General features: G+C 64.5%; 14 protein-coding genes. 8 read left to right on the forward strand and 6 right to left on the reverse strand.

Annotation, left to right across the window (positions count from 1 at the left end):
- Nucleotide 1 precedes the first annotated feature (1 nt).
- From NKJ26_RS07940 to NKJ26_RS07950, 3 genes are all read left to right on the forward strand, one after another.
- The gene (locus tag NKJ26_RS07940) at nucleotides 2–2,374 is read left to right on the forward strand and encodes an aldehyde dehydrogenase family protein (RefSeq protein WP_352694830.1); all 2,373 of its coding nucleotides are present in this window, start codon (nucleotides 2–4) and stop codon (nucleotides 2,372–2,374) included.
- A gap of 184 nt (nucleotides 2,375–2,558) precedes the next feature.
- Nucleotides 2,559–3,290, forward strand: a complete 732-nt coding sequence (locus NKJ26_RS07945) for an SDR family oxidoreductase (protein WP_352694832.1) — start codon at nucleotides 2,559–2,561, stop codon at nucleotides 3,288–3,290.
- A 25-nt stretch (nucleotides 3,291–3,315) separates the two neighbouring features.
- Nucleotides 3,316–4,161, forward strand: coding sequence for a fumarylacetoacetate hydrolase family protein (locus tag NKJ26_RS07950; RefSeq protein WP_352694833.1), 846 nt, complete (start codon nucleotides 3,316–3,318; stop codon nucleotides 4,159–4,161).
- Between the two features lie 291 nt (nucleotides 4,162–4,452).
- On the opposite strand, the gene NKJ26_RS07955 is transcribed toward NKJ26_RS07950, so the two are convergent.
- From NKJ26_RS07955 to NKJ26_RS07980, 6 genes are all read right to left on the reverse strand, one after another.
- Entirely contained in the window at nucleotides 4,453–5,451 is a 999-nt protein-coding gene (locus tag NKJ26_RS07955; RefSeq protein WP_352603355.1) for an ABC transporter ATP-binding protein, read from the reverse strand.
- Nucleotides 5,452–5,677: 226 nt separating this feature from the next.
- Nucleotides 5,678–6,739, reverse strand: coding sequence for a Gfo/Idh/MocA family protein (locus NKJ26_RS07960; protein WP_352694834.1), 1,062 nt, complete (start codon nucleotides 6,737–6,739; stop codon nucleotides 5,678–5,680).
- The gene (locus tag NKJ26_RS07965) at nucleotides 6,736–7,575 is read right to left on the reverse strand and encodes a carbohydrate ABC transporter permease (RefSeq protein ID WP_352694835.1); all 840 of its coding nucleotides are present in this window, start codon (nucleotides 7,573–7,575) and stop codon (nucleotides 6,736–6,738) included. The genes NKJ26_RS07960 and NKJ26_RS07965 overlap by 4 nt, the downstream gene beginning before the upstream one ends.
- 125 nt (nucleotides 7,576–7,700) lie before the next feature.
- Nucleotides 7,701–8,630, reverse strand: a complete 930-nt coding sequence (locus tag NKJ26_RS07970; RefSeq protein ID WP_352603349.1) for a carbohydrate ABC transporter permease — start codon at nucleotides 8,628–8,630, stop codon at nucleotides 7,701–7,703.
- Nucleotides 8,631–8,875: 245 nt separating this feature from the next.
- A complete protein-coding gene (locus NKJ26_RS07975; RefSeq protein ID WP_352603347.1) occupies nucleotides 8,876–10,135 on the reverse strand; it encodes an ABC transporter substrate-binding protein in 1,260 nt (419 codons plus the stop codon).
- Nucleotides 10,136–10,137: 2 nt separating this feature from the next.
- Nucleotides 10,138–11,097, reverse strand: a complete 960-nt coding sequence (locus NKJ26_RS07980) for an N-acetylmuramic acid 6-phosphate etherase (RefSeq protein ID WP_352694836.1) — start codon at nucleotides 11,095–11,097, stop codon at nucleotides 10,138–10,140.
- Nucleotides 11,098–11,295: 198 nt separating this feature from the next.
- Here NKJ26_RS07980 and NKJ26_RS07985 point away from each other — a divergent pair, with 198 nt between their 5' ends.
- Genes NKJ26_RS07985 through NKJ26_RS08005 form a run of 5 tightly spaced genes read left to right on the forward strand, consistent with a single transcriptional unit; the run spans nucleotide 11,296 to nucleotide 16,320 of the window.
- Nucleotides 11,296–12,177 (forward strand): glucosamine kinase nucleotide-binding domain-containing protein, encoded by an 882-nt coding sequence (locus tag NKJ26_RS07985; protein WP_352694837.1) that lies wholly within the window; start codon nucleotides 11,296–11,298, stop codon nucleotides 12,175–12,177.
- Nucleotides 12,174–12,956 (forward strand): GntR family transcriptional regulator, encoded by a 783-nt coding sequence (locus NKJ26_RS07990; RefSeq protein ID WP_352694838.1) that lies wholly within the window; start codon nucleotides 12,174–12,176, stop codon nucleotides 12,954–12,956. Before NKJ26_RS07985 ends, NKJ26_RS07990 begins: the two co-directional genes overlap by 4 nt.
- Nucleotides 12,957–13,009: 53 nt before the next feature.
- On the forward strand, nucleotides 13,010–14,023 hold the full coding sequence (locus tag NKJ26_RS07995; RefSeq protein WP_502903094.1) for an SIS domain-containing protein: 1,014 nt from the start codon (nucleotides 13,010–13,012) through the stop codon (nucleotides 14,021–14,023).
- Entirely contained in the window at nucleotides 14,020–15,198 is a 1,179-nt protein-coding gene (gene nagA, locus NKJ26_RS08000; RefSeq protein ID WP_352694840.1) for an N-acetylglucosamine-6-phosphate deacetylase, read from the forward strand. Before NKJ26_RS07995 ends, nagA begins: the two co-directional genes overlap by 4 nt.
- Before the next feature lie 9 nt (nucleotides 15,199–15,207).
- The gene (locus tag NKJ26_RS08005; protein ID WP_352694841.1) at nucleotides 15,208–16,320 is read left to right on the forward strand and encodes an NAD(P)/FAD-dependent oxidoreductase; all 1,113 of its coding nucleotides are present in this window, start codon (nucleotides 15,208–15,210) and stop codon (nucleotides 16,318–16,320) included.
- Nucleotides 16,321–16,349 lie beyond the last annotated feature (29 nt).

A 16,349-nucleotide genomic window follows, 5' to 3' on the forward strand; every position in this document is an offset into this window, starting at 1 on the left:
GATGAACATCCTCGAACGCTATCACGCCATGGAATACGGCCCGGCGCCGGAGGCCCGCAACGAGGCGGATGCCTGGCTTGCCGCGCGCGATTTTTCCAAGGCACTGTTCATCGGCGGCGACTGGAAAGCCGCTTCCGGCGACAAGACGTTCGATACCAGCGAACCGTCATCCGGCGGGCTGCTGGCCAAGGTCTCGGATGCCAACGCCGCCGATATCGACGCCGCGGTCGCGGCGGCCGCCAAGGCGCTGCCGAAATGGTCGGCCTCTTCGGGCTACCAGCGCGCGAAAGTGCTTTACGCCATCGGCCGCGCCATGCAGCGCCACCAGCGCCTGTTCGCGGTGCTTGAGACAATCGACAATGGCAAGCCGATCCGCGAAAGCCGAGACATCGACGTGCCGCTGGCCATCCGCCATTTCATCCACCATGCCGGCTGGGCGCAGGCGCTGGACAGGGATTTCCCCGGCCACAAGGGCGTCGGCGTCGTCGGCCAGATCATTCCGTGGAATTTTCCGCTGCTGATGCTGGCCTGGAAGATCGCGCCGGCGCTCGCCGCCGGCTGCACGGTGATACTGAAACCGGCCGAGTTTACGCCGCTGACATCAATCCTGTTCGCCGAAATCTGTGAACGCGCCGGCGTGCCGAAAGGCGTCGTCAACATCGTGCAGGGCGGACCGGAAGCGGGCGCGGCCATCGTCAACCACCCCGGCATCCAGAAGATCGCCTTCACCGGTTCTTCGGAAGTGGGCAAGATCATCCGGAAAGCCACGGCTGGATCGGGCAAAAAACTGTCGCTGGAGCTCGGCGGCAAGTCGGCCTTCATCGTTTTCGAGGATGCCGATCTCGACAGCGCCGTCGAAGGCCTGGTCGATGGCATCTGGTTCAACCAGGGCCAGGTCTGCTGCGCCGGTTCGCGGCTTCTGGTCCAGGAAGGCATCGCCGAAGCGCTGATCGCCAAGGTCAAGGCCAGAATGAGCCGGCTGCGCGTCGGCAGCCCGCTCGACAAGAACACAGATATCGGCCCGTTGGTCGACGCTACCCAGCTTGACCGCGTCAAGAGCCTGGTCGCCGAAGGCGCCCGGCAGGGCGCGGTCTGCTGGCAGCCGGATGCAACACTGCCATCTTCCGGCTACTATCACCTGCCGACGCTCGCTACTGGCGTTTCGCCGGCTAACATTCTGGCCCAGGAAGAGGTCTTCGGCCCGGTGCTCGCGACCATGACCTTCCGCAACACCGAGGAAGCGATCGAGCTCGCCAACAACACCCGCTACGGCTTGGCCGCCTCCGTGTGGAGCGAGAACGTCAATCTCGCTCTCCACGTTGCGCCGCAATTGAAGGCCGGCGTCGTCTGGATCAACGGCACCAATATGTTCGATGCCGCCTGCGGCTTCGGCGGCTACCGCGAGAGCGGTTTCGGTCGGGAAGGCGGGCGCGAGGGCATGTTCGAATATCTCTTGGCAAAACTGCCGCTCGGTCCGGTGATCAAGCCGGCGACGACATCCGCGCAGCCTGTCGAGCAGGCCGACGGCGCGGCGATCGATCGCACCGCCAAACTTTTCATCGGCGGCAAGCAGGTACGGCCGGACGGCAACTATTCACTGGCGGTCGCCACCGCGAAGGGCAAGCTGGCGGGCGAGGTCGGGCTCGGCAGTCGCAAGGACATCCGCGACGCCGTTTCAGCCGCCCGCGCCTGTAAAGCCTGGCCGGAAGCGACCGCCTACAACCGTTCCCAGGTGCTGTATTATCTGGCCGAGAACCTTTCCGGCCGTGCAAGCGAGTTCGCTGCTCGCCTGACGGAACTGACCGGCACCAGCGCCAAGGCGGCGCGCGACGAGGTTGAGCAGTCGATCGAGCGGCTGTTCCTCTATGCCGGTCTTGCCGACAAGTTCGAAGGCCGTGTGCACCAGCCGCCGGCCCGTGCCGTGACACTGGCGCTGCACGAGCCGGTCGGCGTCGTCGGGATCGTCGCGCCCGATACATCGCCGCTGCTCGGCCTGATCTCGCTGGTTGCGCCGGCGCTGGCCATGGGCAACACGGTGATCGCCGTGCCCTCCGAGCGCTATCCGCTGCTGGCCACCGACCTCTATCAGGTCATCGAATATTCCGACGTGCCGGCCGGCGCCATCAACATCGTCACCGGCCGCACGGCGGAACTCGCCGGCGTGCTGGCCAAGCACGACGATGTCGACGGGCTGTGGGTGTTCGCCGATGCGGAGACCTGCGCCAAGGCGGAAGCCGAGTCCGTAGGCAACCTCAAGCGCGTCTGGAGCGGCAATGGCCGCAGCCTCGACTGGGCATCCGACGAGGCGGCCGGCGATGCTTTCCTGCGGCGCGCCGTCGAGGTGAAAAACGTTTGGGTGCCTTACGGAGACTGAGTATGTACGCTGCTGCGGCTACGGTGATCGCGTTCGGGCTTGACGCCCGGAAGCATGTTCTTTAACGAGAAAAAACATCTTTATCTGTGAACTGACGCGGCGCAGGCCGCATAGTGGCGCCTGACTGGCACATGACGCCCCGGCCGGCCGCCGATAACGCCAGATGACCCAGGAGGAGAAAAACATGGCGGATCTGGCAAGCAAGGTCGTTGTCGTCACAGCAGCGGCGCAAGGCATCGGCAAGGCGAGCGCGCTGGCCTTCGCCAAGGCTGGTGCCACCGTCTACGCCACCGACATCAACGAGACGCTGCTGGAGGAACTGGCCAGGGACTCCGGCATCCAGACCTGCAAGCTGGACGTGCTCAACGACGAGGCCGTCAACGCCGCCTTTGCCGAAATCGGTGCCGTCGACGTGCTGTTCAACTGCGCCGGTTTCGTCCACTCCGGCTCGATCCTCGAAATGAAGGATGCCGATCTCGATTTCGCCTTCAATCTCAATGTCCGCGCCATGATCCGCACGATCCGTGCCGTCTTGCCCGGCATGCTAGAGCGCGGCGATGGCTCGATCATCAACATGGCGTCGCTGGCCGGCTCGACCAAGGGCGTGCCGAACCGTTTCGCTTATGGCGTCACTAAGGCCGCGGTGGTCGGCCTGACCAAGGCAATCGCCGCCGATTATGTCGGCAAGGGCATACGCTGTAACGCCATCTGTCCCGGCACGGTCGAGAGCCCGTCGCTGGAGGACCGCATGCATGCGCAGGGCGATTATGAAGCGGCCCGCGCCGCCTTCATCGCCCGCCAGCCGATGGGCCGGCTCGGCACCCCGGAGGAAATCGCCGATCTCGCCGTCTATCTGGCCGGCGCCACCTATACGTCCGGGCAGGCTTATAATATCGACGGTGGCTGGTCGATCTGAACCAATCTGACTGAGGAGACATACCATGAAGCTGCTGCGCTATGGCGAGGCGGGAAGCGAACGCCCCGGCCTGCTCGATGCGGATGGAACGGTCCGTGATCTTACCGGCCACGTCGCCGACATCGGCGGCAAGGCGCTCGATCCGGCATCGCTGGCGACGCTGGCGAAGCTCGATCCGAAGTCGCTGCCGGCGGTTTCCGGCAAGCCCCGCATCGGCGCCTGCGTTGCCGGCACCGGCAAGTTCATCTGCATCGGCCTCAATTATTCCGACCACGCCGCCGAGACCGGCGCCACCGTGCCGCCGGAGCCGATCATCTTCATGAAGGCAAGCTCGGCGATCGTCGGGCCGGACGACGACGTGCTGATCCCGCGCGGTTCGGTGAAGACCGATTGGGAAGTCGAACTCGGCGTGGTCATCGGCAAGACGGCGAAGTATGTCAGCGAAGCCGATGCGCTGGATTACGTCGCCGGCTATTGCGTGGCGCACGACGTCTCCGAACGCGCCTTCCAGGCCGAGCGGCAAGGCCAGTGGACCAAGGGCAAGTCCTGCGACACGTTCGGTCCGATCGGCCCCTGGCTGGTGACCAAGGACGAGGTGGCCGACCCGCAGAACATCAAAATGTGGCTGACGGTCAACGGCAAGACCATGCAGAACGGCTCGACCAGGACCATGGTCTACGGCGTGGCGTATCTGGTATCCTATCTCAGCCAATTCATGTCGCTGCACCCCGGCGACATCATCTCCACCGGCACCCCGCCCGGTGTCGGGCTCGGCATGAAGCCGCCGGTGTTCTTGAAGGCGGGCGATGTTGTGGAACTCGGTATCGAAGGGCTCGGCCAGCAGAAGCAGACGTTTAGGGCTGACGCGTAGGCGCAACTTCTCCGTTCTCTCCTTGTGGTGCTCTGAAGGAGAGAAGACGGTTTCGCGCCCTTCCTCTACCCCGTCGATCGGGGGAGAGGTGGCGAGCGAAGCTCGACGGAGTGGGGGTCGACCTTGCTCCGTTGTTTACGTCAAGCCGGGGCGATGCCTCGCCTAGATCGAGACCCTGTGGTGAGTTGCCAGGGCGGCGCATTTGAGGACCGCCTTCCCCCACTCCGTCGCCGCTTCGCGGCGCCACCTCTCCCCCCTCCGGAGGGAGAGGAAGGGAGAAGCGCCGTGTATCTACTTCAGCACCCTTCCATCCATCCCAAACCGATAGGTCTTCGCCGGATCCGGCGTCGCGTACAGCGTCGCGCCCGGCTCAGCATCATAGACTCCGAAAATCCGTACGGTGATCAGTCCGGCCTTCTCGCAGTCGAGATAGAGATTGGTGTCGGCGCCGAGATGCTCGGCGTGCACCACCGTGCCCTTCCAGGCGCCGGACTTCGGATCGACGGTCAGATGCTCCGGCCGCACGCCGATGGTCTTGGCGGTTTCGCCGAGACGGGCGCCGTCGACAAAATTCATCTTCGGCGAGCCGATGAATCCGGCGACAAATTCATTTGCCGGCGAATTGTAGAGCTCCATGGGCCCGCCGATCTGCTCTATCCGGCCGGCATTGAGCACGACGATCTTGTCGGCGAGCGTCATCGCCTCGACCTGGTCGTGGGTGACGTAGATCATTGTTGCCTTCAGGCGGCGATGCAGCTGGGCGATTTCCAGCCGCGTGTTGACGCGCAGCGCCGCGTCCAGGTTCGACAGTGGTTCGTCGAAGAGAAACAGCTTGGGCTCGCGCACCACCGCGCGGCCGATGGCGACGCGCTGGCGCTGGCCTCCCGAGAGTTCGGCCGGCCGCCTTTCCAGATAGGGCTCCAGCGACAGCATCGACGAGGCGATACCGATGCGGCGGTCGATCTCGGGCGCCGGAGTGCCGGCCTGCTTGAGGCCAAGGCCCATATTGTTCTTCACCGTCAGATGCGGGTAAAGCGCGTAGGTCTGGAACACCATGGCGATACCGCGTTTGGCCGGCGGCGTGGCGGACACATCCCCGCCATCGATGACCACCCGGCCCGAGGTCGAATCCTCCAGCCCGGCGATCACCCTGAGCAAGGTCGACTTGCCGCAGCCCGAGGGCCCGACGAAGACGACGAATTCGCCATCCGTCACTTCGAGGTCAATGCCCTTCAGCACCTCGACCGGACCGAAGGCCTTCTTCACATTCTCGATCTTCAGCGAGCCCACGGCGATCCTCCGGATTGGAATGTGGGCGCGAATGCACCCCCCTCTGGCCTGCCGGCCATCTCCCCCTCAAGGGGGGAGATTGGCAGCTTTGACGCCGCAGCGCTTTTTTCGACCTCGGTGATTGGCGAAGGCAGTGCCGACAGCTGATCTCCCCCCTTGAGGGGGAGATGGCCGGCAGGCCAGAGGGGGGCGCCGTAGAGCGCAATTCCCAAGAATAATTCCGCACTCACAACCGCACCGCCTTTCCGCTACGCACGCTCTCGTCGGCAGCGAGACAGACCGCGAGCGATTTCACCGCGTCGTCCATGTGCTTGGTGAGATCCATGTCCTCGCGGATCGCCTTGAGGACAAAAGCCTGTTCGAGGTCGCAGAGGTCCTGGTGGCCAGGTTCGCCTGCCATCGACAGCATTTCGTCGGCTTTGGCGAACTTGCCGTCCGCGCCGGTTGCCGCGCTGTGCAGGCGGATGGTCGAGGTCTTGGTGTGGGTGTCGATATCGTCGGACTTGACGCCTTCTTTCATGACGATCGACACGCAGCCGTTCGGCGAGATGACGTCCTTCACGAAGAAGGCCGTCTCCGAAATCATCGGACCCCAGCCGGCTTCGTACCAGCCGACCGAGCCGTCGTCGAACAGCACCTGCAGATGGCCATAATTGTACATCGACGGCGCGACGTCTTGCGTCAGCCGCACACCCATGCCGCGCACCTCGACCGGCTTGGCGTCGGTGATCTGCAGCATCACGTCCAGATAGTGAACGCCGCAATCGACGATCGGCGAGGTCGTCTGCATTAGCTGCTTGTGCGTCTCCCAGGTGGGGCCTGAGGATTGCTGGTTGAGGTTCATGCGAAAGACGTAAGGGCCGCCGAGCTTGCGCGCCTCGGCGATCAGCCTGATCCAGGACGGGTGATGGCGCAGGATGTAGCCGATCACCAGCTTCTTGCCGTTGGCCTTGGCCGCCGCGACGACGCGCTTGGCATCGGCCACCGTCGTTGCCAGCGGTTTTTCGACGAAGACATGGCAGCCGGCTTCGAACGCCTTCACCGCATAGTCTGCATGGCTGTCGGAATAGGTGGCAATGCAGGCGACATCGGGTTTTTCATCGCGCAGGGTTTCGTCGAAGGAACGACGGATGGCATAGCCGGAGAGCCCTTCAGGCAACGGCACGTCGGAGCGGTTGACCAGGGCCGCGATCTCGAAGCCCGGATTGGTGTGGTAGGCCAACGCATGGCTGCGCCCCATATTGCCGATGCCGGCGACGACGACGCGAAGGGGGCTTTGCGAACTCACTTGACGGCTCCCGACGTGATGCCGCGGATCAGTTGCCGCGAGAAGATGACGTAGAGGATCAGCACCGGCATGATCGCCAGCGACAGGGCGGCCAGGATGGCGTTCCAGTTGGTGACGAACTGGCCGAGGAACAATTGCGCGCCGAGCGTCACTGTCTTGGTCTCTTCCGACGGCGCCAGGATCAGCGGGAACCAGAGATCGTTCCAGATCGGGATCATGGTGAAGACGGCGACCGTCGCCATCGATGGCCGCACCAGCGGCAGCACCAGGCGGAAGAAGATCGTGTATTCTGAGAGCCCGTCGATGCGGCCGGCGTTCTTCAAATCGTCGGACACCTGCTTCATGAATTCCGACAGGATGAAGACGGCGAGCGGCAGGCCCTGCGCGGTGTAGACCAGGATCAGCGCCGTCAGCGTGTTGACCAGCCCGCTCGCCACCATCAATTGCAGGATGGCGACGGTGCCCAGCCGGATCGGGATCATGATGCCGAGCGCCAGGTAGAGCCCCATCAGCGAATTGCCGCGAAACCGGTATTCCGATAGGGCAAACGCGGCCATGGCGCCGAACAACAGCACGAAGAACAGGGAAGCGACGGTGACGACGAAGCTGTTCTGGAAATAGTGGATGAAATCGCCCTGGCCGATGACCGTGGTGTAGCCGATCAGGTCGAAAGTCTTGGGCGTCGGCGGCGTCAGCGGCGCGCCAAAAATGCCGGCGCGGGATTTAAACGAATTCATGATGACGAGGATCACCGGAAACAATGCGATCGCCGTATAGGTCAACAAGATCGCATGGGCGCCGATGGTGCGGGGCAGGGAATGGGTCGCGGTGCTCATTGGGACGTCTCCTGATGAGGCGCCTTGCGGGGGAGATGGCCGGTCCACCCTCCGCAGCATCTGCGCTGCAGCTGCGGAGGACGGGCAGGCCAGAGGGGGGTGTTCAGCCGTGACATCTCCGACCCTCAGAACTGGTAGCGACGCAGGCGCGTCTGCACGAGGAAGAGGTAGACGCAGACGCCGCCGAGGATGATCAGGAACATCATCGTCGCGATCGCAGCACCCATGTTGGGGTCGCCGACCTGCAGCTGGAAGCCGAAGAAGGCGCGGTAGAGGAAGGTGCCGAGAATGTCGGTCGAATAGTTCGGTCCGGCGAGCGCGCCTTGCGCGGTGTAGATCAGGTCGAAGGCGTTGAAATTGCCGACGAAGGTGAGGATCGAGATGATGCCGATCGACGGCAGGATCAGCGGCAGCTTGATCTTCCAGAACTGCGACAGGCCGGTGATGCCATCGCATTCGGCCGCCTCGATCACCTCTTCGGGGATCGACAGCAGGGCTGCGTAGATCAGCATCATCGGGATGCCGACGAACTGCCAAACCGAGATCAGGCTGAGCGCGGTCAGCGCATATTGCTCCTTGCCGAGCCATGGCGTGAACAGGCTTTTGAGGCCGACCAGGTCCATCATATGCGGCGCCACGCCCCATAGCGGCGACAGGATCAGCTTCCAGGCGAAGCCGACGATGACGAAGGACAGGATGGTCGGCACGAAAATCGCCGTGCGGTAGAAGGCCGCGAATCTCAGTCTTGGGCTGGACAGCAGAGCCGCCAGCATGACGCCGATCGGGTTCTGCACCAGCATGTGGATGATGAAGAACCAGACGTTGTTTCGTAGCGCGTTCCAGAAACCCACCGACCAGTTCGGATCGCCGAACAGCGTGCGAAAATTTGCCAGCCCGACGAAGACCTGGGACTGCTCGATGTTGCGGAACAGCGACAGCTGCAAAGTTCCTGCCAGCGGCAGGATCATGATCGCCGTATAGACGAGCACCGCCGGCGCCAGGAAGACGCCGATGTGCCAACGGAACGGTCTCTTCGGTCTGATATCTGTGGCCATGAGTTCGGTCCCCGCCGATCAGGTCTTGGAGAATACCGCTAAAGGCGCGGCGCCTCCCTCCCCCTTGAGGGGAGGGTGCCTCGCGAAGCGAGGCGGGTGGGGTCGGTCAAGGCAGCGCGCCATCGACATTTGACCGTGCTTCCCAGCAGCGATCAGGTCGCGGCCTGCCTCCACCGACCCCCTCTGTCGCCTTTGGCGACATCTCCCCCTCGAGGGGGGAGATAAGCAGCGCTCAGCCGGAGCTCTTACTTCGCCGGATGATACCAGCTGTCGAGACCGGTCTGCAGCTTCTTGGCGGCAGCTTCGGGCGTATCGGTGCCGTTGATGACGTTGGCCGATTCAACCCAGGTCTCGTTCTCGAGGTTCGGCGTGCCGCGCGACAGGATCTGATAGGTCGAGCGGATCGTCGACTTGCACTTGCCGCGCCAGGAGACGAATTCCTGCGCCAGCGGGTCTTCCATCTTCACCGGCGCGGAGTTCAGGCTGAAGAAGCCCGGCAGCGCGTTGGCGTAGATGGTGGCGAAATCCGGCGAGGCCACCCAGGACAGGAAGGTCTTGGCGGCATCGGCGTTTTTCGAGGCCGCGTTCAGGCCCATGCCGATATCGGTATGGTCGGAGATGTAGCACGTGTCGCCGGCCTTCTCGACCGGCGGCGGGAAGGCGCCCATCTTGAACTGGGCCTGGGTGTTGAACAAGCCGATTTCCCATGAGCCGGCCGGGTAGATGGCGGCGCGGCCGAGCGTGAACAGGTTCTGGCTGTCCGGATAGGTCTGGGCTTCGAAGCCGTCGCCGAGATAAGGCTTCCACTTGGCCAGTTCCTCAAACGGCGCGACCCAGTCCTTGTCGGTCAGCTTCTGCTCGCCCTTGATCAGCGCGGCGCGGCCTTCCTCGCCCTTCCAATAATTGGGGCCGATGTTCTGATAGCCCATGGTCGCGGCTTCCCAGAGATCCTTGGTGCCCATGGCCATCGGGATATAGGTGCCGTCGGCCTTGATCTTGTCGAGTGCCGCAAAGAACTCGTCGCGGGTCTGCGGCACCTTGATGCCGAGCTTGTCGAAGGCGTCCTTGTTGTAGATGAAGCCGTGGATGACGGAGGCCATCGGTACGCAGAAGCTCACCTTGCCGTCGTCGGTCTGCCAGGCGGACTTGGCCACCGGCGAGAAGTTCTCCATGCCGGGCAGCGCCGAGAGATCGGCGAGGTTGCCCTTCTTGTACAATTCAAGCGACTTGTCGAACGGGCGGCAGGTGATCAGGTCGCCCGCCGAGCCGGCGGCGAGCTTGGCGCCAAGTGCGGCATCATATTCGGTCGGAGCCGATGGCGCGAACACCACCTTGATGCCAGGGTTCTTGGCTTCGAAAGCCGGGATCAGCTTGTCCTTCCAGATGGCAAGGTCGTCGCCGCGCCAGCTCTCGATGTTGAGCGTTACGTCCTCGGCATAAGCCACCCCGGCGGAGCCGAGAATGCTGGTGCCCAGAAGCAGTGCCGTCAGTAGTTTCGTTGTCATGCTCAGTCTCCCTGTTGACCTTTTTCAGGTTCGGTTTTGATGAGAACGGAGGCTTTTGACCCCTTGCTCCCCTCGATCGCGGAAAGTGCCGGCCGCAATTTGTGGCCGGTTCCTTCCAGTAGTTTCTCAGCCGCATCGGCGCTGGCGGCGCCGGCGGCAAGCAAAATGGCGGTCTTGACGCCGCCGCCGCTCGTTTCGAGCAGCCGCGCCGCCTCGTCCTTGTCGTGCCCGGTAATGGCGGCGACGATGCGCGCCGCGCGGTCGCGCAGCTTGATGTTGTCGGCCATGAGGTTGACCATGTAGCCGTCATGGACATGGCCGAGATGAACGGCGGTCAATGTCGACAGCATGTTGAGCGCGATCTTCTGCGCGGTGCCGGCGCCCATGCGTGTCGAACCGGCGATCAGCTCCGGCGGTGTTTCGAGCAGGATGGCGGTTTCGGCCTGGCGCAGCAGAAGCGAATCGCGGTTGTTGGCGATGGCGATGGTGGCGGCGCCCCGGCCGCGCGCTTCCTGGACGGCGCGCACCGCGTAGGGCGTCGTGCCGCTGGCGGAAATGGCGATAAGACAGTCGCCCTTGCCGATACCGGCGTTGGCGACGGCAGCCGCTGCCTCCTCGGTGTCATCCTCGGGGCCGCCGGCCAACGTCCTGAAAGCCTCGTCGCCGCCGGCGATCAGGATGGCGATGCGGTCGCGCCGGATGCCGAACGTGCCGGGCAGTTCCAACGCATCGGCAAGCGCCATCAGGCCCGAACTGCCGGCGGCCGCATAGGCAAGCTTTCCGCCGTTGTTCAGGCTGCGGGCGATGATCTCGGCCGCTCCGGCTATGGAGGGGATAGCGGCGCGGACGACTTTCGCGGCTTCGACCTGCGCGTCGGCCAACGAAGCAAGGATGGTTTCCGGGGCCTGGATATCCAGTCCTTCGGCATTTCTGTGAAGCGCTTCGGTGCGCGTTTCGGCCATCCCGGTTCCTCCGATATCGGAACAATACCAAAAAAATACCACTTGTCCACACGCATTAAGGAATTCTCGAGCTGGAAACCGTCGAACTGGCAAAATGTGCAAAGTTTCCAATGAAATGCGGCTTAATTTTCTTGAAACGGAAATTAACCCTTGGCTATTGGTATTTTATTGGTATTATCCGCCCGGAGGAGAAATCGCTTGAATTTCGTGCTCGGTATCGATGGCGGCGGCACCAGCTGCAGGGCCGCCCTGGCAACAGTGGACGGCACTGTCGTCGGCCGCGCCAAAAGCGGCGCGGCCAATATCCGCACCGATCTCACCGGCGCCCGGTCGAACATCGTCGAGGCTGCACGGCAGGCGTTCCTCGCCGCCGGGCAGGACCCGGACCTGGTCCCGCAAACCCCTGCCATTCTCGGCCTCGCCGGCGCCAATGTCGGCACCTATAGGCAGCAGCTCGAAGCGATCCTGCCGTTCAGCATCAGCCGCGTCGAGACCGACGCCGAGATCGCCCTCGAAGGGGCGGTCGGCGCGGGCGACGGCGCCATGGCGATCCTCGGCACCGGCACCGCTTATATGGCGCGCAGGAACGGCAAGTCGCGCGCCATCGGCGGCTGGGGTTTTCAGGTCGGCGACCAAGGCAGCGGCGCCCGCATCGGCCGCGACCTGCTCGAACAGACGCTGCTTGCCTATGACGGCGTCCGCGAGGGCTCGCCGCTGACGCAGAGCATGCTCGCGGTTTTCCGCAACAATCCCGAGGACGTGGTCGAATTCACCACCAACGCCAAACCCGGCGATTTCGGCGGTTTCGCGCCCAAGGTGTTCGAGCATGCCGAAAAGGGCGACAGCGTCGCCAACTGGATCCTCGACCGTGCAATCGCCGACGTCGAAGCCGCGCTCGGCGCGCTGGACCTAGCGGACGACGCGCCGCTCTGTCTGCTCGGCGGGCTGGCGCCGCTCTATGCCCCGCGCCTGTCCCAGCGCTACCGGGCGCTGCTGAAGCCGCCGCTCGACGACGCGCTGGGCGGCGCCGTGCAGATGGCGGTCCGCCTTTTCGCGGGACCAGCGGAGGCGGCGCGATGAGCGATGCCGCCGACCAGATCTTCGCCACGCTGAAACAGTCGTCGCAAAGCGGCGCGCCGCTCTATCTGCAGCTGCGCAAGAGCATCGAGGACGCGGTCAATCGTGGCCTGATCGGCCCGGGCGACGCGCTGCCCTCCGAGCGCGACATCGCCACCAAGGCCGACATTTCGCGCGTCACCGTTCGCAAGGCGGTGCAGGATTTGGTCAAGGGCGGCATTCTTGTGCAGCGCCACGGCTCCGGCACGTTCGTGGCGCCACGCATGGAGCGCGTCGAGCAGTCGCTGTCGCGGCTGACCTCCTTCACCGAGGACATGGCGCGGCGCGGCATGGCCGTGCGTTCTGCCTGGCTCGACCGCGGCCTTTACGCGCCCTCGCCCGATGAAATGATGGTGCTCGGCCTGTCATCGAGCGAACTGGTGGCGCGGGTGGCACGCCTGCGCATCGCCAACGATACGCCGCTGGCGATCGAGCGCGCGTCGCTATCGGCCAGCGTGCTGCCCGACCCGGCCGCCATAGGCTCCTCGCTCTATGCGGCGCTGGAATCGAACGGCAATCGGCCGGTGCGGGCGGTCCAGCGCATCTCCGCCGCCAATCTCGGCGACGACGATGCGCGCCTGCTCGAAGTCCCGCCAGGTATTGCCGGCCTGCACATCGAACGTATTTCCTATCTGGCGAGCGGCAAGGTGATCGAATTCACCCGCTCCATCTACAGGGGCGACGCCTATGATTTCGTCGCCGAATTGCGGCTGACAGCGCCGAGCGAAGAGGCCCGACCATGAGCACAGTGCCAACCATGCCGTCAGAGCCGACCGTGTCTACTGAGATGACCCATATGCGGCGCGAGATCGAGGAGATCCCGCAGGCTGTCGCCCGCCTGCTCGATGGCTCCGGCGTCGTGCTCTCCGAGGCCGGGCGCGGTATTCGCGAACGCGACCCGCAATTTGTGGTCACCGTGGCGCGCGGCTCGTCCGACCATGCCGCCACCTTCATGAAATATGCCGTCGAGCTGACCGCTGGCCTGGCTGTCGCTTCGGTCGGTCCGTCCATCGCTTCGATCTATGGCCGGAAGCTGAAACTCGGCGGCTCGGCCTGCCTGGCGATCTCGCAATCGGGCAAGAGCCCCGACATCGTCGCCATGGCCGAGACCGCGCGGGCCGGTGGTGCGCTGACCATCGCCATCACCAACACTGCCGATTCGCCGCTGGCGCGCGCCTCGGACTATGCGATCGATATGCTGGCCGGGCCGGAGCGCAGCGTGGCGGCAACCAAGACCTTCATCAATTCCGCCGTAACCGGGCTCGCCCTGATGGCGCACGCCACCGGCGACGATGCGCTGCTCGCGGCGCTCGCCGGCTTGCCCGAGCATTTCGGCAAGGCGATCGCCTGCGACTGGATGGGCGTGCTGGCAGAGACGATCGAGAAGCAGAAATCGCTGTTCATCCTCGGCCGCGGCCCGTCCGCAGCGATGGCCAACGAGGCGGCGCTGAAATTCAAGGAAACCTGCGGCATACATGCCGAGGCATACAGTGCGGCCGAGGTCATGCACGGCCCGCTGGCGCTGATCGGCCCCGATTTTCCGGTGCTGGCGCTGGCCGCGCGCGACGCGTCCGAGCCATCGATCGCCGAGGCCGCCGACAGCCTGGCAGCCAAGGGTGCGCCGGTGTTCGTGACCTCCGCACTTGCCAATCGCGCCGTGCGCCTGCCGCATGTCGCCACGGGCCACTCGCTGACGGATCCGCTGACGCTGATCGTCTCGTTCTATATGTTCGTCGAGGCCTTTGCCCGCCATCGCGGCCTCGATCCGGACACACCGCGCAATCTCCGCAAGGTGACGGAGACCGTATGAGCACCCGCTTTGCCCTGACTGGCGCCCGCATTTTCGACGGCGACGACTGGCATGAAGGCGCGGCACTTGTCGTGCGTGATGGCCTCGTCGAAGCCATCCTGCCCACGGGCGCCCTTGCTTCCGATATTCGCGTCGTCGACACCGGCGGCGTCATGCTGGCGCCGGGATTCCTCGACCTGCAGGTCAATGGCGGCGGCGGCGTCATGCTCAACGACCATCCCGACGTCGCCTCGATCGAAACCATCTGCCGCGCGCATGCGCCGTTCGGCACGACGGCGCTGCTGCCGACGCTGATCACCGACACGCCCGCGATCACCGCCGCCGCTGTCGCTGCCGGCGAAGCAGCGGCGCTGCGGCAGGTGCCGGGCTTCCTCGGCCTGCATCTCGAGGGCCCGCATCTGTCGATCGCCCGCAAGGGCGCGCATGATCCGGCGCTGATCCGGCCGATGACGGATGGCGACCAGGCGATGCTTATCGCGGCGCGGCAAAAGCTGCCGGTGCTGCTCACCACCATCGCACCGGAATCCGTCGAACCGGGGCGCGTCGCCGCACTCGCCAAGGCCGGAATCGTCGTCAGCCTTGGCCATTCCAACACCGGCTACGCCACGGCCCGCACCTTTGCCGAGGCCGGTGCATCGATGGTCACCCATTTGTTCAACGCGATGAGCCAAATCGGCAACCGCGAACCCGGACTGGCGGGCGCGGCCATCGACATCGGCACATTGTCCGCCGGGCTCATCGCCGACGGCATCCATGTCGATCCCGCCACCATCAAGATCGCCCTGCGCGCCAAGCAGGGACCGGGCAAGGTCGTGCTGGTCAGCGACGCCATGGCGACGATCGGCACCGACATGACCTCATTCACGCTGAACGGCCGCACCATCTATCGCAAGGACGGCAGCCTGAGGCTTGCCGACGGAACGCTGGCCGGGGCGGATCTCGACATGATCTCGGCTGTTAGATACGTCCACCGGATTGTCGGACTGGACCTGTCGGAGGCGTTGCGCATGGCCTCGCTCTATCCGGCGCAAGCGATTGGCCAGTCGCATCGGCTTGGACGCTTCGCCAATGGCACGGCGGCGGATATCGTCGCGCTGTCCGATAATCTCGACATCAGAAGCGTCTGGATCGGCGGCGACAAGGTTTTTGCGGCCGGCTCCGAAAACGCTCGGTGATATCAGGTCATGCATGACATCGATTGCGTCATCGCTGGCGCAGGCGTCGTCGGGCTCGCCATCGCCAGGGCGCTCGCCCAGTTGGGTCGCGCAGTGGTGGTGGTCGAGCAGGCCGGCTCGGTCGGCACCGGCACCAGCTCGCGCAATTCGGAAGTCATCCATGCCGGCGTCTACTATGCGCCGGGAAGCCTGAAGGCCCGGCTCTGTGTCGAAGGACGCGAACGGCTTTATGCCTATTGCCGTAAGCACAACGTCGCTCACGCGCGCACCGGCAAATTGATCGTTGCGGTTGAGCCCGGCCAGTTGGACCGATTGCGGGCAATCCAGGACAACGCACGAAGTTGCGGGGTTGGCGACCTCGAACTGTTATCCCGTGGTGAGGCCGAGAGCCTCGAACCCGCGCTGCAATGCGCCGGCGCGTTGCTTTCACCATCGACCGGCATCGTCGACAGCCATGCGCTGATGCTGTCGTTGCGCGGCGATGCGGAGGCCGCTGGTGCATCCTTCGCCTTCCTCACCACTGTTGCCGGAGCAGCCGTTGAAACCGATGGGATCCGGATCGACACACAGGATACCGAGGGCGAGACCTATGCGTTGCAGGCCGGCGCCTTCATCAACGCCGCTGGCCTCGATGCCCAGTCCGTGGCTCGCCGGATCGAGGGGTTCCCGCAAGACCTCGTTCCACCGCTGTGGCTGGCGCGCGGCAACTATTTTGCGCTCTCGAGCCGGTCGCCCTTCTCGCGGCTGATTTATCCGGTGCCGGTCCATGGCGGGCTCGGCGTGCATCTGACCCTGGATCTTGCCGGCAGCGCGCGCTTCGGTCCGGATGTTGAATGGGTCGAAAGCGTGGACTACACCGTCGACCCCGGCCGCAGCGCCGCCTTCTACGCGGCGATCCGACGCTACTGGCCTGATCTTGGCGACGGTGCCCTGCTTCCGGCCTATGCCGGCATCCGGCCAAAACTGTCCGGCCCCGGCCAGCCGGCGGCCGATTTCTCGATCCAGGGTCCAGCCGACCATGGCGCCGGCCGGATCGTCAACCTGTTCGGCATCGAGAGCCCTGGGCTGACAGCGAGCCTGGCGATCGCCGATCATGTCGTCGAGCTGATATACCCTGGCTGAGCCGGGATTCGGCTGATGCCGGAGCGCCG

The sequence above is a fragment of the Mesorhizobium sp. M0152 genome (assembly GCF_040322415.1).
In the GTDB taxonomy this organism is placed as follows: domain Bacteria; phylum Pseudomonadota; class Alphaproteobacteria; order Rhizobiales; family Rhizobiaceae; genus Mesorhizobium.